15 protein-coding genes are annotated in these 14,800 nt (G+C 60.5%); 10 read left to right on the top strand and 5 right to left on the bottom strand.

All coding sequences use genetic code 11. The features are described from left to right. Nucleotides 1–2: 2 nt before the first annotated feature. The 3 genes from LVW35_RS16400 to LVW35_RS16390 are packed head-to-tail and all read left to right on the top strand — an operon-like array spanning nucleotide 3 to nucleotide 2,861. Nucleotides 3–803, top strand: a complete 801-nt coding sequence (locus tag LVW35_RS16400; RefSeq protein ID WP_233891126.1) for a carbohydrate ABC transporter permease — start codon at nucleotides 3–5, stop codon at nucleotides 801–803. Nucleotides 804–813: 10 nt separating this feature from the next. Beyond that, nucleotides 814–1,086, top strand: coding sequence for a DUF2160 domain-containing protein (locus tag LVW35_RS16395; protein ID WP_233891125.1), 273 nt, complete (start codon nucleotides 814–816; stop codon nucleotides 1,084–1,086). Between the two features lie 32 nt (nucleotides 1,087–1,118). Next, a complete protein-coding gene (locus LVW35_RS16390; protein WP_233891124.1) occupies nucleotides 1,119–2,861 on the top strand; it encodes an ABC transporter substrate-binding protein in 1,743 nt (580 codons plus the stop codon). Nucleotides 2,862–2,906: 45 nt separating this feature from the next. Here the strand turns inward: LVW35_RS16390 and LVW35_RS16385 are convergent, their stop codons facing one another. Genes LVW35_RS16385 through LVW35_RS16375 form a run of 3 tightly spaced genes read right to left on the bottom strand, consistent with a single transcriptional unit; the run spans nucleotide 2,907 to nucleotide 5,210 of the window. Beyond that, nucleotides 2,907–3,092, bottom strand: a complete 186-nt coding sequence (locus tag LVW35_RS16385) for a hypothetical protein (protein WP_233891123.1) — start codon at nucleotides 3,090–3,092, stop codon at nucleotides 2,907–2,909. Between the two features lies 1 nt (nucleotide 3,093). Further along, nucleotides 3,094–3,975, bottom strand: coding sequence for a class I SAM-dependent methyltransferase (locus LVW35_RS16380; RefSeq protein ID WP_233891122.1), 882 nt, complete (start codon nucleotides 3,973–3,975; stop codon nucleotides 3,094–3,096). Further along, a complete protein-coding gene (locus tag LVW35_RS16375) occupies nucleotides 3,972–5,210 on the bottom strand; it encodes a YcaO-like family protein (RefSeq protein WP_233891121.1) in 1,239 nt (412 codons plus the stop codon). Before LVW35_RS16375 ends, LVW35_RS16380 begins: the two co-directional genes overlap by 4 nt. Nucleotides 5,211–5,971: 761 nt before the next feature. Here LVW35_RS16375 and LVW35_RS16370 point away from each other — a divergent pair. From LVW35_RS16370 to LVW35_RS16355, 4 genes are all read left to right on the top strand, one after another. Beyond that, complete coding sequence (locus tag LVW35_RS16370; protein ID WP_233891120.1) at nucleotides 5,972–7,351, top strand: iron-containing redox enzyme family protein; 1,380 nt, start codon at nucleotides 5,972–5,974, stop codon at nucleotides 7,349–7,351. A gap of 11 nt (nucleotides 7,352–7,362) precedes the next feature. Next, nucleotides 7,363–8,307 (top strand): methyltransferase, encoded by a 945-nt coding sequence (locus LVW35_RS16365; RefSeq protein WP_233891119.1) that lies wholly within the window; start codon nucleotides 7,363–7,365, stop codon nucleotides 8,305–8,307. A gap of 5 nt (nucleotides 8,308–8,312) precedes the next feature. Continuing rightward, nucleotides 8,313–9,431 carry a carboxylate-amine ligase gene (locus LVW35_RS16360; protein WP_233891118.1) on the top strand — a complete coding sequence of 373 codons (1,119 nt, stop codon included), beginning with the start codon at nucleotides 8,313–8,315 and terminating at the stop codon, nucleotides 9,429–9,431. A gap of 86 nt (nucleotides 9,432–9,517) precedes the next feature. Next, nucleotides 9,518–10,762 carry a zinc-dependent alcohol dehydrogenase gene (locus tag LVW35_RS16355; protein WP_233891117.1) on the top strand — a complete coding sequence of 415 codons (1,245 nt, stop codon included), beginning with the start codon at nucleotides 9,518–9,520 and terminating at the stop codon, nucleotides 10,760–10,762. Nucleotides 10,763–10,771: 9 nt separating this feature from the next. Here the strand turns inward: LVW35_RS16355 and LVW35_RS16350 are convergent, their stop codons facing one another. Next, a complete protein-coding gene (locus LVW35_RS16350) occupies nucleotides 10,772–11,203 on the bottom strand; it encodes a hypothetical protein (protein WP_233891116.1) in 432 nt (143 codons plus the stop codon). 163 nt (nucleotides 11,204–11,366) lie between these two features. Between LVW35_RS16350 and LVW35_RS16345 the strand changes: the two genes are divergently transcribed. After that, nucleotides 11,367–12,368 carry an ABC transporter substrate-binding protein gene (locus tag LVW35_RS16345; RefSeq protein ID WP_233891115.1) on the top strand — a complete coding sequence of 334 codons (1,002 nt, stop codon included), beginning with the start codon at nucleotides 11,367–11,369 and terminating at the stop codon, nucleotides 12,366–12,368. Nucleotides 12,369–12,432: 64 nt separating this feature from the next. On the opposite strand, the gene LVW35_RS16340 is transcribed toward LVW35_RS16345, so the two are convergent. Further along, nucleotides 12,433–13,221 (bottom strand): AraC family transcriptional regulator, encoded by a 789-nt coding sequence (locus LVW35_RS16340; protein ID WP_233891114.1) that lies wholly within the window; start codon nucleotides 13,219–13,221, stop codon nucleotides 12,433–12,435. Nucleotides 13,222–13,307: 86 nt separating this feature from the next. Here LVW35_RS16340 and LVW35_RS16335 point away from each other — a divergent pair, with 86 nt between their 5' ends. Both LVW35_RS16335 and LVW35_RS16330 read left to right on the top strand, forming a co-directional pair. Continuing rightward, on the top strand, nucleotides 13,308–14,306 hold the full coding sequence (locus tag LVW35_RS16335) for a bile acid:sodium symporter family protein (RefSeq protein ID WP_233891113.1): 999 nt from the start codon (nucleotides 13,308–13,310) through the stop codon (nucleotides 14,304–14,306). 86 nt (nucleotides 14,307–14,392) lie between these two features. Further along, nucleotides 14,393–14,755 carry a type 1 fimbrial protein gene (locus tag LVW35_RS16330; RefSeq protein ID WP_233891112.1) on the top strand — a complete coding sequence of 121 codons (363 nt, stop codon included), beginning with the start codon at nucleotides 14,393–14,395 and terminating at the stop codon, nucleotides 14,753–14,755. Nucleotides 14,756–14,800: the final 45 nt, after the last annotated feature.

Genomic DNA, 14,800 nt, shown 5'->3' with positions numbered 1-14,800 from the left:
ACATGAACAAGCGCAAGGTTATTCCGCTGCTGATCTACATCCTGTTCCTGCTGGTGCCGATCTACTGGCTGCTGAACATGTCCTTCAAGAGCAACACCGAAATCCTCGGCGGGCTGACGCTGTTTCCGCAGGATTTCACCCTGGCCAACTACAAGGTGATCTTCACCGACCCAAGTTGGTACACCGGCTACCTCAACTCGCTGTACTACGTGAGCCTGAACACGGTGATCTCCCTGAGCGTGGCGCTGCCGGCGGCCTATGCGTTTTCGCGCTACCGCTTCCTCGGTGACAAACACCTGTTCTTCTGGCTGCTGACCAACCGCATGGCGCCGCCGGCGGTGTTTCTGCTGCCGTTCTTCCAGCTGTATTCGTCCATCGGCCTGTTCGACACCCATATCGCGGTGGCGCTGGCTCACTGCCTGTTCAACGTACCGTTGGCGGTGTGGATCCTGGAAGGTTTCATGTCCGGGGTGCCCAAGGAAATCGACGAAACCGCCTACATCGACGGCTACTCGTTTCCTAAGTTTTTCGTGAAGATCTTTATCCCGCTGATTGGCTCCGGCATTGGTGTGACCGCGTTTTTCTGCTTTATGTTTTCCTGGGTCGAACTGTTGCTGGCGCGCACCCTGACCTCGGTCAACGCCAAGCCCATTGCGGCGGTGATGACGCGCACGGTCTCGGCCTCGGGTATCGATTGGGGCGTGCTGGCGGCGGCGGGGGTGTTGACTATCCTTCCCGGCATGCTGGTGATCTGGTTTGTTCGCAACCACGTGGCCAAGGGCTTTGCCCTGGGCCGGGTCTGAGGAGTCGATGATGGAATGGATGGCCTGGACCACCCCCACCGCACTGTTCTTTGGTGCCATAGCCCTGATCCTGGCGGGCATGACCACTTGGGAACTGCGCTCGCCGAGCATTCCTCGGCGCGGTTTTTTACCGATCGGTACCACCCGTGGTGATCGTTTGTTTATCGGTCTTCTCGGCAGCGCCTACCTGCATTTGCTGGTGATCGGCGTTACCGACTGGAGCATCTGGGTGGCGTCCGCGCTCTCCCTGGTATGGCTGTTGAGTGTGATGCGTTGGGGCTGATGCCCTGGTGAATAAACAACCTGGAGGTCTCTATGTTGAATAAGAACAATAAGCTGCGACATAGCATTTCATTGGCCGCCGTACTGGCCCTCAGCGGTTTGAGCGCTTCGGCCTGGGCCGATGCGTACGAAGATGCCGCGAAAAAATGGATCGGCAGCGAATTCAAACCGTCCACCCTCACGGCTGAACAGCAGCTTGAGGAACTCAAGTGGTTTATCAAGGCGTCGGAACCGTTCCGTGGGATGAAGATCAACGTGGTGTCGGAAACCCTCACCACCCACGAGTACGAGTCCAAGGTGCTGGCCAAGGCCTTCAGCGAAATCACCGGGATCAAGCTGACCCACGACCTGTTGCAGGAAGGCGACGTGGTGGAGAAGCTGCAAACCCAGATGCAGTCCGACAAGAACATCTATGACGGCTGGGTCAACGACTCGGACCTGATCGGTACGCACTTTCGCTACGGCAAGACTGAATCCATCACCGACCTGATGGCCAACGAGGGCAAGGATTACACCTCGCCGACCTTGGATCTGAAGGACTTTATCGGCCTCTCATTCACCACCGCGCCGGACGGCAAGATCTATCAGTTGCCCGACCAGCAGTTCGCCAACCTCTACTGGTTCCGCGCCGACTGGTTCGAGCGTCCGGAGCTGAAAGCCAAGTTCAAGGAAAAATACGGCTATGAACTCGGCGTGCCGGTGAACTGGTCGGCCTATGAGGACATCGCCAAGTTCTTCAGCGAAGACGTCAAGGAAATCGACGGCAAGCGCGTGTACGGGCACATGGACTACGGCAAGAAAGACCCGTCCCTGGGCTGGCGCTTCACCGATGCCTGGTTCTCCATGGCCGGTGGTGGCGACAAGGGCCTGCCGAACGGCTTGCCGGTGGACGAGTGGGGCATTCGCGTCGAGGACTGCCACCCGGTCGGCTCCAGCGTCACCCGTGGCGGCGACACCAACGGCCCGGCCGCCGTTTACGCCACCCAGAAATACGTGGACTGGATGAAAGCCTACGCGCCACCGGAAGCGGCGGGCATGACCTTTTCCGAATCCGGCCCGGTGCCGTCCCAGGGCAACATTGCGCAGCAGATCTTCTGGTACACCGCGTTTACCGCCGACATGGTCAAGCCGGGTCTGCCGGTGGTGAATGCCGATGGCACACCGAAATGGCGCATGGCGCCGTCGCCCGTCGGACCTTACTGGGAAAAGGGCATGAAGAAGGGCTATCAGGACGTAGGATCCTGGACCTTCCTCAAGTCGACCCCTGAGAAACAGAAACTCGCGGCCTGGCTCTACGCGCAGTTCGTGACCTCTAAAACCGTGTCGCTGAAGAAAACCATCGTTGGCCTGACGCCGATTCGTGAGTCCGACATCAACTCCCAGGCGATGACCGACATGGCGCCGAAACTGGGTGGCCTGGTGGAGTTCTACCGCAGCCCGGCGCGTACCGAATGGTCGCCGACCGGCACCAACGTGCCGGACTACCCACGCCTGGCACAACTGTGGTGGAGCAACATCGCTGCTGCTGCCAGCGGCGAGAAAACTCCGCAGCAAGCGCTGGACAACCTAGCCAAGGAACAGGACGCCATCATGACGCGCCTGGAACGCTCCAAAGTGCAACCGGTGTGCGGCCCGAAAATGAACCCCGAGCGTGACGCGCAATACTGGTTCGACCAGCCGGGTGCGCCGAAACCGAAACTGGCCAACGAAAAGCCGAAAGGCGAGACGGTGGGTTACAACGATCTGCTCAAGCAATGGGAGGCGGCGCGTAAATAATTGCGTTGAGTGGGGAAGGGGAGAACGGCACGCTTGCGTGCCGTTTTACTGTCCGCTGCCTGCCGCCACCAGGCTGTGCTGAATCGCGCGCGTCAGCATGGGGTCGAAGGCGTCATGCCCGGCTCGCAACCGCCGGCATTTCAACGGTGTACGTTGGCGCAGCCACCGCAGGCTCGACAACCCGATCAGGCCATTGATGCCCTGTATCACCATCCGCTGCGTTGACGGCATGTCATACCGAAGGGCGAGTGAGCTGGTAAAACTGGAACAATTCAAGCTGGCCTGGTCGGGCCGCGACGCAAGACTCCACGGTGATGTCCAATGCTTGTGCGATCCAGCGAACGGCCGGCAGCACCGGCGTATGGCCAAAGACCAGGGCCAGGCCACCCGGCTTGAGGCTACCGAGCAGCGAGCGCAGCAAGGTGTCGGCGGTGTGCCGGGTGACTACTTCGGCATTGAGAAAACGCAGGATCAATGCATCACAGGCTGGGCTTTCACGTGCAGCATCCGCTTGCCTGAAGCGCACGGGCGAACCGGCATGGCGCTGCGACGCATAGCGGATCATCGAAGCCGAAAGGTCCGAGCCCAGGCACAGACAGCGGGGGAGCGCCTGGGCCAGGCGAGCGATCAACTCGCCGGTCGAGCATGCCGGATCATGGATCAGCGCTCCCGGCTTGAGGCGTTCACGCAGTACAGCGACGCAGCGTTCGCGAAAGTGCGCTTCATCGATGTTCAACTGCGCGGCCCGTTCATCGTCGCATTCCCAGAAGGCTGGCGGGCAGATGAACTCTTCGCCATGCGGCCCCAGCGGTGGATAGGGGAAGCACACTTCGCTGCGGGCATCGCGGCTCGCTTCGACAAATGCCAGGTGCTTGGCGGCGGGGGTCACGGCTTGATAAAACAGCGCAACGCCTTCGTTGCTCCACTGGTGGTCGGTGAGTGGCCCCAGCAGCATGGCCGGGCGCAGGATGCTGCCCAGGCGGCGTTGCCCCTGGTGGTCGGGCAGCGGCCTGTTGCGGCCTGCCCAGCGAACGCCTGCGATATCCAGAACAAACAGCTGAGCGAGCCCGACCCCCCGCGGCTCCTGATGGCATTGCAAAGTGGCAGTGCTCATGACGAGGTACTCTGCGGCTCACCGCACAGGCGTCGGCCGCGCTGTTGCGGCACCACGACATTGCCGGTGGAGACCAGGAAAAACCGTTCCAGCCCCGGGATCACGACGTGCACGAGCGTAGTGCCGAGCCGGCTTTGAAATAGATTGCACACACCGGGCGTCAGGTTATGGCTGGCCATGTCGTCCACCAGGCGGGTGATCTGTTCTCCAGGATCCGGTAGGGGCTTGTGCTCATGCAGTTGCACCCATTCGACGGGTTGCGCCATCAGGCGATCAGGCGAGAATTGCAGGCAGCGTCGCAGGCGTGCGAAGGGGGCAAGATGGCGCTGGGCATTAAGCAAGTGGCGGATCAAGGGCGGTTCAGCCGCCAACGCCTGCAACTGCGCAAGCTCTGCCAGCGCGCGCCAGGCCGCATGGGTGGGCGACAGGGAAGTGCCGCTGCCGTACACCAAGGGCATTGTCGAAGGCGCATTGATGAACGCCAGGCAGGTGGTCGCACAGAACTCACGACTGATGTCCAGCACAACCACTTCGGCGTTGAACTGTTGATGCAGTGCGTGCAATGCGGTCCTGGCTTCGGGACCGAGGCTGTGTGGATCGACCCGGCGCAGACCGGATGAATGCTGATAGTAAAAATGCTCCAACAGGAACAGTGACAGGGCATCCCGTTCAATATTTTCATTCACGGCATGGAGCAGTGCCTCGTCGCCGGTGGCACCGATGGCGGTTCCGCTGTTGCTCGAATAACGACGCAGAGCGCGCAGGTCGGTAGGATCGTCGTGCAGCGGCTGCTCGCAGTAGCGCGGACACGTCAACGCCAGCGGGTAAGAAAATAGCTGATCATCCACCAGGCTACGGTAAGTGCGGCAGACGATGGCGCCTTCTTGTTGTGCCGTCAGCATTGCCAGCGCGCCGTCATCGTCAAACCGTGAGTGAGCGGCGAAGTAACTGGACGCCTGGCGATGAAGAGGCGACGCCTGCAGGTCGTCGCTCAAATAATGCTCCAGTGCTTCATAGAGTGCGCCGACACGCGCCGCGGCCAGATGGCCCTTGCCTGCGCCGCGTGACACTTCGGTTGATTGCGCGTCATACACGCTGGCCTGTACGCATAGCGCGTGATGACCCACGGTGCGCAGACGTGCGCGCAACTTGAGCGCACTCAATTGAGCGAGTATTTGTTGCTGCGCATTCGCCAGGGACTGGCTGCGTTCAGGGACGACGTGGTTGGTATGCATGACGATGACTCCCGTGAAGGAGGAGAGGCAGTGCCTCTCCTTGACTCACTTACTCGGCTTCCAGCTCCGCTTTCTCCGTGTCAGTGAGTTGCAGGGCCTCGATGAAGTCATCCGCGTGCTCCTGTTCCAGTTGCTCCAGCTCGGCGATTTTGTTTGCGTTCATGCTAGCCATGTATCCCATGTCTGAAACCTCTCTTCTTGTTTGATAGGGTCGAGTCACGTGTTCTCGATGAACACGGCTAAAACCTAATAAAAAGGGAGGCGGCCAGGCAAATGTGAGCAACTGTTGCGACAGCCACGGCGCAGGGTGTTGGAAACAAATCCATTCACTCTGGTTGTTGCCAGGTGCCAAAAGGTGTTGTGCCCGAAAACCGAGGGCTGCGCCGACGTTGATAGCCATCATCAGGCGAGGCGCCTATAGGACGTTGTCATGTGGAGCGGTTGGATAGGCTTTCGGCTGCGTTGATTTTTCGCGCTGTTGAAGTGGTTTGAGCGTCCGGGGAGGTGATCGTAGCGGCGTGTACTACTGAGCCTGTCGACAACCTTTACAAAAATCCACGCGGGCACATCGACTTCATCCATCCGCGCACTGGCTGATGGCCACCCGGGCAACGACCGCCGATCCGCACCTTTCCAACCCTGATTGAATTTTCTGCCTACTCCGATGCTCTTCACTGTAGAAGCGCGCGGTTTTGAGCGCTCTCGCGGGGCCGTCCTTGTTGGAAGGCCTGGTTGTATCGGACTTTGCGGAAACTGCCATCATGACGCTTTTCACAGCCCTGTCAGGCCAGCCGGCCTCTATCATCCACTCGGCGCCCGGCCCGTATCAGGGGCTTTATCAGCTGCTCTATGGTGAAGCCCAGGGCGCACAGGAAGCCGCGCGGGATTTCCTGCAGGCGCAGTTGGCGCAGGTGCAAGACGCGTCCAGCGAATTGCCGGCGCTGCCCGAGCAACTGCCCGCCTGGATCGAACAGCGCTGCACCGAGGTGGCTCAAGCCTATGCCGATTATCTGCAGCAACGCCAGCAAGGCCGGCCACGTCGCTACTTCCAGAACAAGGCCCATGCGCTGTACTTCTTGCAGCGCGTGGCTCCCACCAAACAAGTTGACGGCGCCTGGCTCAATGGTCTGTTGCGCCATTGGCAAGACCCACGTTTTGACGGCCTGCTCACCACCTACCTTGAAGAGCTGGGTGACGGCGAAGCCGCGCAGAACCATGTGGTGATCTACCGAAAATTGCTCAGTGAACACGATGCCGACAGTGATGCCGGCCTCCAGGACGCGCATTACCTGCAAGGTGCCCTGCAAATGGCCCTTGGGCTGTGCGCCGAAGACTTCTTACCGGAGATCATCGGCTACAACCTCGGCTACGAACAGTTGCCCCTGCACCTGCTGATCACCAGCTATGAGTTGAGCGAGCTGGGCATTGACCCCTATTACTTCACCCTGCACGTGACCATCGATAATGCCAGCAGCGGCCACGCCTGCAAGGCGGCGCAGTCGGTGTTGAACCTGCTGCCGCTGGGCGAGAGCAGGGCTGACTTCTACCGCCGCGTGGCCGAGGGTTATCGCCTCAACGACCTTGGCCCGGGGACAACGGCCGTCATCAATGGCTTCAGCCTGCAGGACGAGGTGGTCGCCATGCTCGAGCGCAAGCGTACCTTCGGCCAGCACATGCATTCGGACTATTGTCGCTTTGAAGGCAAGACCGTCAACCAATGGCTGGGTCAGCCTGGGCAGATTGGCGCTTTTCTGCAGGCACTGGAAGACAAGGGCTGGATCAAGCGCAACCAGGCCCCGGCCGATAGCCGCTTCTGGCAACTGATTGAAGGCGCGGGGGCGGCGATGTTCGGGGTGTTCAGCGGCTATGAGAAACAGGTGCTGCACGACTGGATCGCCGGTGATTGGATCAGTGACCAGCGCGTGTCGCCTGTACGGCCTGGGCGCGGCAGCCGATGCTCCGGCGAGCAGCATCGCCCGGCGGATCCGGACACCCAGGTGCTGGTCGATTCGTTGTGGAACCTGCCTGATGAGCAGCAGCTCGACGCACTGATCCCATGGCTGTCGGCGCGACGCCATTGCACGCCCGCCGGGTTGTACGCGACCCGCCGCTTTATTCAACTGCGCGCGCGTTTGCGCTAAGGAACGCCCCCATGTCTGCACAACAACTCGCCGACCGCGCCCTGTTGAATTTGGGCCGGGGGTTGAAGGAGAGCGGCTACCGTTTCATCACCCCGACGCCTTTGACCCACGAACGCGTCTATCAGCGCCGGGCAGCTGCGCTGGCGGTGGACCTGCGCGATGTGTTCGGCTGGTCGATGCCGTTTGACAACGGGCTGTTGCCCGAAGCGTTCCATGAGCAATTGCGGCAAGCCGATGTCATAGAAAAGCACGACTCGCTGTGGCGCAGCGCCGTGCGTTGGTCGAGCCTGGACAGTCTGCTGTTTGCGCATTCCGCGTACCCTACCACCCAGTCCGACGCGGTGTTCTTCGGCCCAGACAGTTACCGCTTCGCCCAAGTGATCGAAGCCCATCTGCAACAGCGCTTCGAACCGGTCAAGCGCGCCGTGGACATTGGTTGCGGCGCAGGTGTCGGTGCGTTGGTGATTGCCCGAGCGCGGCATGACGCGCAGGTGCTGGCGGTGGATATCAACCCGCGCGCTTTGCGCATGACCGCAGTGAACGCCGAACTGGCTGGGTTGACGAACGTCAGTGCCTACCACAGCGACGTGCTGGCGAGCGTGGAGGGCGAATTTGACCTGATCGTCGCGAACCCGCCCTACATGAATGATGACCGTCAACGTGCCTATCGCCATGGAGGCGGGGCCCTGGGTGAGCAGTTGTCGGTGCGTATCACCGGTGAGTCGCTCGGGCGCCTGGCCCTTGGCGGCAGCCTGGTGTTGTACACCGGCGTGGCGATTGTCGCCGGAGAGGACCCGTTCCTGACGGCGGTCAAGCCATTGCTCGAAAACGATGCCTTCGGCTGGACCTACCGTGAACTGGACCCCGACGTATTCGGCGAAGAGCTGGTCAAGCCAGGCTACGAGCGCGTGGAGCGGATTGCAGTGGTCGCGCTCACTGTCACCCGGTTGCGCTGACAGCCATGCTCACCTTTGGTATCGAAGAAGAATATTTCATCACCGACCTGCATACCCGGCGTATGGTCAGCCAACCCTCGGCTGCGGTGTTGGCGGCCTGTCGGCAAGCCATTGGACCGGGCTTTGCGTATGAGATGTTCCAGGGCCAGATCGAGGTGGCCTCTCCGGTGTTCAAGAGCGGTAACGAGGCGGCCGATTACCTGGCCACGGTGCGCCGTAATTTGAGCCGGTCGCTGGCGGACTTCGGCCTGGGTGTCGTGTGTGCCGGCAGCCATCCCCTGGCGGCATGGCGTGAGCAATGGCCAACGGATCGTGCGCATTTCCAACAGTTGTTCGACGACATCCAGTACGTGGCGCATCGTAGTGTGCTCTGCGGGTTGCATGTGCATGTCGAGGTGCCGGCCGCTGTCGATCGCATTGCGGTGATGAACCAAGTCTCGCCCTGGCTGCCGTTGTTGTTGCTGCTCAGTTGCTCTTCGCCGTTCTGGGACGGAGCGCCCACGGGCTTTATGAGCTATCGCCAAGCTGCCTGTGATGAGTGGCCGCGTATGGGCGTGCCAGAGCACTTCGCGGATTGGGCGGCGTATGTACGCTACCTGGCCTTGTTGCAACGTGTCGGTGCAATCAAGGCCGATGGCAATGGGTGGTGGGGCATCCGCCCGGCGGCGCGCTATCCCACCCTTGAATTGCGCATGACCGATGCCTGCCCCAGGCTGGCGGACGCTTTGGCCTTGGCAACCTTGTTCCGGGTGATGGTCACCCATGCCTGTGGCCTGGAACATCCCGGTGCCACCTTCACTGCCGAGGCACGCTGGCTGCTCAAGGAAAACCGCTGGCAGGCCAAGCGCCACGGCGCGGCGGGCAACTTTTCGCTGGATGATCAAGGGACGATGGCGACTGCTGAGCAATGGCTGCTACACGCGCAAAAGACCTTTGCGGCCACCGCCGAAGCCATGGGCGAGCCACAGTTGTTCGGCGACTTGCACACGTTGCTGGTTTCGGGCAACAGCGCTGTCGATCAATTGCGTTGCCATGCCGCCGCCCGAGCCAGTGGCGCGGGTGAGCTGGGCAGTCTCCAGCAGGTGGTCGACCGGCTCTTGACTCAGAGTCGCGACGACCATTGATCGGTGGATGGTCGACATGAAATGAACGCTCATCTCAATAGCAGCCCTTAATGAGTAGTCCCCTTTCATTAGCAGGAGTGCAGAGCATGCGAGCGATGACTTTTCAGGGCGCGCACAAAGTGCGGGTCGACACGGTGCCCGACCCCATCATCGAGCAACCCGACGACATCATTTTGCGCGTCACCGCCACCGCGATCTGCGGTTCGGACCTGCACCTTTATCGTGGCAAGATCCCGACTGTCGAACACGGCGACATCTTCGGCCACGAGTTCATGGGCATCGTCGAAGAAACCGGCCCGGCAGTCACGGCGGTGCAACGCGGCGACCGCGTGGTGATCCCATTCGTGATTGCCTGTGGCGATTGCTTCTTCTGCCAGCTCCAGCAGTTCGCCGCCTGTGAAACCACCAATGACGGACGTGGTGCGATTCTGAATAAAAAGGCGATCCCACCGGGTGCGGCACTGTTTGGCTACAGCCGCTTGTACGGTGGCATTCCCGGTGGCCAGGCCGAACTGGTGCGAGTGCCCAAAGCCAATACCGGGCCGTTCAAAGTACCAGGCACCTTGGCGGATGAGAAAGTCTTGTTTCTCTCCGACATCCTGCCTACCGCCTGGCAGGCCGTGACCAATGCCGGCATCGGCCAAGGCTCCAGCCTGGCGATCTACGGTGCCGGCCCGGTCGGTCTGCTCAGTGCCGCTTGTGCGCGGATGCTCGGTGCCGAGCAGATCTTCATGGTCGACGACCATCCCTATCGCCTGGCCTATGCGCAGAAAACCTACGGTGTGATCCCGATCAACTTCGAGGAAGACGATGACCCGGCCGACACCATCATCCGTCAGACCGCCGGCATGCGTGGCGTCGATGGCGTCGTGGATGCGGTTGGCTTCGAGGCCAAAGGCAGCACCACCGAAACCCTCCTCACCACCCTCAAGCTCGAAGGCAGCAGCGGCAAGGCTCTGCGCCAATGCATCGCCGCCGTGCGCCGGGGCGGGGTGGTCAGTGTAGCCGGGGTGTATGCCGGGTTTATCCATGGCTTCATGTTCGGCGATGCGTTCGACAAAGGGCTGACCTTCAAGATGGGCCAGACCCACGTGCAGCGCTTTTTGCCTGAGCTGTTGGAGCACATCGAACTGGGTCACTTGAACCCTGAGGCAATCGTGACTCATCGCCTGTCCCTGGAGCAGGCCGCGCGAGGTTATGAGCTGTTCGACAAAGGCGAGGAGGAGTGCCGCAAGGTGATCCTGTTGCCGGGAATCGATGAGCGGCCCTTGGTCGAACCGCTGGATGAGCTGACGCCGGAGATCACCCTTCGCGGCGCACATCCGGCGTAGGTGGACGCATCAGGTCAAGGCTTGTGGCAGCAGGTGCATCTCGCCGTCCGCTTCCTTGACCAGCCCACTGGCCATGAACAGGGGCGCCAGGCGTTTGTGCAACTGCGGCTCGACGAACTCCTTAACGGTGTCCAACGCCAGTACACCGCTCAGTGGCAACTCGGCTTTGGTGTACGACAACCAGGCCTTCTTCAGCGCTTGCAACACATCGCTGCCGGCCGTGGACGCGAAGCGTCGGTGGGTGGGTTTGCCGTCGAAGATAAAGGTGTGCTGGAACTCATAGCCGGTTTCATCGCCTTGGCTGGCCGTGCAACGGATGCAACTGCACGGGCCGTCGCCGAAGGCGCTGCGCAGGTAGGTGTTGAAGTCCACCACGGGTTTGAGTGACAGGCGCTTATCCACCTCGAACAGGTCTCCAGTCATTTTTTCGTCAGTGTTCAACGTCCATTTCCTCGCAGGTTCGGCAGTTTTTCTAAGCGCGGCACAATACCAGCCGAGCGTCTGTTTGTGGGTTATTTGCATAACAATAGATCCCGATATTCTTTTCCTGCCTTAAAAATCGCCGCTAGGCTCCATCACCTTCTTAAAAACGCGGCAGACTCCTATGACTATCAAGCGTTCCTCCCTGACCCTGCTGGCTGCTGCGACGGCCTTGATCAGTATCGGTGCCCAGGCCGAAGGCAAGATCAGCATCGCTCAGCAATTCGGCATCGGGTATCTGATCCTCGACGTGGTGCGCGACCAAAACCTGATCGAAAAGCACGGCAAGGAACAGGGCCTGGATATCAAGGTGGAATGGAACAGCATTTCCGGCGCCACCGCGATGAACGAGTCGCTGCTGGCGGGCGCCCTGGATGTGGTCTCGGCCGGTGTACCGCCGATGCTTACCCTGTGGGACCGCACCAAAGGCAAGCAGAACGTCAAGGCCATCGCCTCCCTCGGCTCGATGCCCAACTACCTGCTGACCAATAACCCCAACGTGAAGACCCTCAAGGACTTCACTGAGAAAGACCGCATTGCCGTGCCCGCCGCTGGTGTGGGCTTCCAATCGCGCACCCTGCAGATTGAGACTGCCAAGCAGTTCGGCGATGCCAACTATAAGAAGTTCGATGACATCTCGATCAGCCTGGCCCACCCCGACGCCACCGCCGCCTTGATTGCCGGGGGGTCGGAGATCAACTCGCACTTCTCCAGCCCGCCGTTCCAGTACCAGGAACTGTTGAGTCCCAACGTGCACAAGGTGCTCAGTTCCTACGATATCCTGGGCGGGCAGGCGACGTTCAACGTGCTGTACACCACACAGAAATTCCATGATGAAAACCCCAAGACCTACAAGGCGTTCTATGACGCGCTGGCCGAGGCCGAGAAGATCATCAAGGCCGACAAACCTGCCGCGGCCAAGGCGTACATTCGCGTAGAACAGTCGAAATTGCCGTTGGACTTGGTGGAAAAAATCGTTCAGGACCCGGAAATCGACTTCGCTATCGTGCCGCAGCGTACCTATATCTACGCCGAGAAATTGCAGGAACTCGGCATACTGAAAAACAAGGCCGCCAGTTGGAAGGACTACTTCTTCGAAGAAGCCCATGGCGGCAACGGCAGCTGATTGGTGACATACGGGTTACTGCGGTGTAAAGCGCTCCCACATTGGATCTTCATTGTCTGTGATATCAGCGGAAAAATTCGCCCGGCGTCGCCTCGAACTGCTGACGAAACGCATTGATAAACGCTGACGTCGACTCATACCCACATCCCAATGCCACATCCGTCACCCGCTCGCCTTGCTCCAGGGCGGGCAGGGCGGTGAGTAATCGCAAGCGCTGGCGCCAGGCGCGAAACGTCAGTCCGGTATCGCTCAAGAACAACCGACTGAGCGTCTTCTCACTCACCTCCAGTTTCTGGCTCCACTGGCCCAAGGTGGTCTGTTGTTCCGGGTGCAGGTTCAAGCTGCGATAAATCTGGCGCAAGCGCGGGTCCAACGGCAGCGGCAGCATCAGATCGACTTGCGGTGCCGCTGCCAGTTGATCCAGCACTACTTGGGCCAGACGCCCATCCGGCCCATCCTCGGCATATTCCACCGGCAGTTCACTGAAGCTGCGGATCAACTCGCGCAGCAGGCTGCTCACCTCCAATACGTGACAACGTTCGGCCGCCCACGCCGTGACGCTGCAATCCAGGTACAAACTGCGCATTTCCGTATGGGGCGAACTGAACACACGGTGCGGCACGCCTGCTGGGATCCATACCGCACGTTGCGGCGGCGCCACGAAGCGACCGATGCTGGTCTGGATCTCCAGCACCCCGGAGATCGCGTAGGACAATTGCACCCACGGGTGGCTGTGCCGACGGGTCAACGCACGATTGGGCAAGGATTCGGTGCGCCCATACACCGGGCGTGGCAGGCTGGAAAGCCCGGGAACACTGCGGCGAACGGTCTTCTCATGTCCTTTAGGCGGCATTTACTGGCTCGTTGGCGTTAGTCGGTAACAAGTCGTTACGTTAGAGTCGTGATGACGCTCTTGGCAACCCCCGGAAGATCTCGCTTATGACTCGCCCCCGTTTTTTGCCCGACAACTTCACCCTGACCCTGATCGCCACGGTGATCCTTGCTTCCCTGCTACCCGCCAGCGGCCAGACCGCCGTGGCGTTTGGCTGGGTCACCAACCTGGCGATTGCTCTGCTGTTTTTTTTGCACGGCGCCAAGCTGTCGCGCCAGGCCATCGTCGCCGGTGCCGGCCACTGGCGCCTGCACCTGTTGGTATTCAGCCTGACCTTTGTGCTGTTTCCGCTACTGGGTTTGGCGCTCAAGCCAGTGCTGTCGCCGCTGATCGGCAAAGACCTGTACATGGGGATGCTCTACCTCTGTGCCTTGCCGGCCACGGTGCAATCGGCGATTGCCTTCACATCCCTGGCGCGGGGCAATATTCCGGCGGCGATTTGCAGTGCAGCGGCGTCCAGCCTGTTCGGGATCTTCCTCACGCCCTTGCTGGTCACGTTGTTGCTCAATGTGCACGGGGAGGGCGGTTCCACCGTCGATGCGATCCTGAAAATCAGCGTGCAACTGCTGCTGCCGTTTATCGCCGGGCAGATCGCGCGTCGTTGGATCGGCGAGTGGGTCGGCCGCAATAAATCCTGGCTGAAGTTCGTCGACCAAGGCTCGATCCTGCTGGTGGTCTACGGCGCGTTCAGCGAAGCGGTCAACGAAGGCATCTGGCACCAGATTCCACTGTGGGAACTGGGCGGGCTGGTGGTGGCGTGTTGCGTGTTGCTGGCGTTGGTATTGGTAGCTTCGACCGTGCTGGGCAAGGCTTTTGGCTTCAATCAGGAAGACCGCATCACCATTCTGTTCTGCGGTTCGAAGAAGAGCCTGGCGACCGGGGTGCCGATGGCCCAGGTATTGTTCGCCGGGGCAACCATGGGTGTGCTGATCCTGCCGCTGATGCTGTTCCACCAGATCCAGCTGATGGTCTGCGCAGCGTTGGCACAGCGTTATGCCAAGCGGCCGGAAAGCATTCCGCAAATGATGGGGCAGGTGGATCCTTGATCGACGTCATAGCCTTCGCCGAATAAGCTCAAGTTAACGCCCGGCCAGACGACTTAGTGGTTAAGAGCCCAGTAAGGAGCGTCGGCATGAGCATAAAAGGTACCTCGGTGTTTACCAGCCTGCTGTGCCTATGGGCGGGAGCGTGCGGCGCGGCGCAAACCGCAGGGCAGGGCACCCTCGAATTCAGGGGCAGTATCGTCGAGTCTGGGTGTGCGACAAATACGCACAGGGGCTCGGTCGTGGAATTGAGCGACTGTGCCGAGGCCAGTCGTGGCAGTCGCCTTGAGGTACGTCAGATAGCTCCGGTGGCCAGCGCCCTTGCAGCCCATGTGCTGCTGGTGGCGGACAGCGGCAATGGGCGTTATTACGATCAGCAATATGTGCTGGTCGACAGCGCCGGCGAGCTGATTCAGTCGGGTAGCTACATCATAACGCTGACCTCGCCTTGAACCGCCGGGCGACGATCCGCGTCAACAGGCTGGCCAGAAACCTAT

The sequence above is a fragment of the Pseudomonas sp. HN11 genome, from assembly GCF_021390155.1.
Classification (GTDB): domain Bacteria; phylum Pseudomonadota; class Gammaproteobacteria; order Pseudomonadales; family Pseudomonadaceae; genus Aquipseudomonas.
The sequence above is the reverse complement of the archived record's forward strand: the minus strand, read 5'-3'. Positions and strand labels throughout refer to the sequence as shown.

Bases quoted from the DNA above. Each gene is read 5' to 3' on its own strand.
- LVW35_RS16400 (WP_233891126.1), top strand. From the start codon at position 3: ATGAACAAGCGCAAGGTTATTCCGCTGCTGATCTACATCCTGTTCCTG.
- LVW35_RS16355 (WP_233891117.1), top strand. From the start codon at position 9,518: ATGCGAGCGATGACTTTTCAGGGCGCGCACAAAGTGCGGGTCGACACG.
- LVW35_RS16395 (WP_233891125.1), top strand. From the start codon at position 814: ATGGAATGGATGGCCTGGACCACCCCCACCGCACTGTTCTTTGGTGCC.
- LVW35_RS16360 (WP_233891118.1), top strand. From the start codon at position 8,313: ATGCTCACCTTTGGTATCGAAGAAGAATATTTCATCACCGACCTGCAT.
- LVW35_RS16365 (WP_233891119.1), top strand. From the start codon at position 7,363: ATGTCTGCACAACAACTCGCCGACCGCGCCCTGTTGAATTTGGGCCGG.
- LVW35_RS16345 (WP_233891115.1), top strand. From the start codon at position 11,367: ATGACTATCAAGCGTTCCTCCCTGACCCTGCTGGCTGCTGCGACGGCC.
- LVW35_RS16390 (WP_233891124.1), top strand. From the start codon at position 1,119: ATGTTGAATAAGAACAATAAGCTGCGACATAGCATTTCATTGGCCGCC.
- LVW35_RS16385 (WP_233891123.1), bottom strand. From the start codon at position 3,092: ATGCCGTCAACGCAGCGGATGGTGATACAGGGCATCAATGGCCTGATC.
- LVW35_RS16370 (WP_233891120.1), top strand. From the start codon at position 5,972: ATGACGCTTTTCACAGCCCTGTCAGGCCAGCCGGCCTCTATCATCCAC.
- LVW35_RS16335 (WP_233891113.1), top strand. From the start codon at position 13,308: ATGACTCGCCCCCGTTTTTTGCCCGACAACTTCACCCTGACCCTGATC.
- LVW35_RS16375 (WP_233891121.1), bottom strand. From the start codon at position 5,210: ATGCATACCAACCACGTCGTCCCTGAACGCAGCCAGTCCCTGGCGAAT.
- LVW35_RS16380 (WP_233891122.1), bottom strand. From the start codon at position 3,975: ATGAGCACTGCCACTTTGCAATGCCATCAGGAGCCGCGGGGGGTCGGG.
- LVW35_RS16330 (WP_233891112.1), top strand. From the start codon at position 14,393: ATGAGCATAAAAGGTACCTCGGTGTTTACCAGCCTGCTGTGCCTATGG.
- LVW35_RS16340 (WP_233891114.1), bottom strand. From the start codon at position 13,221: ATGCCGCCTAAAGGACATGAGAAGACCGTTCGCCGCAGTGTTCCCGGG.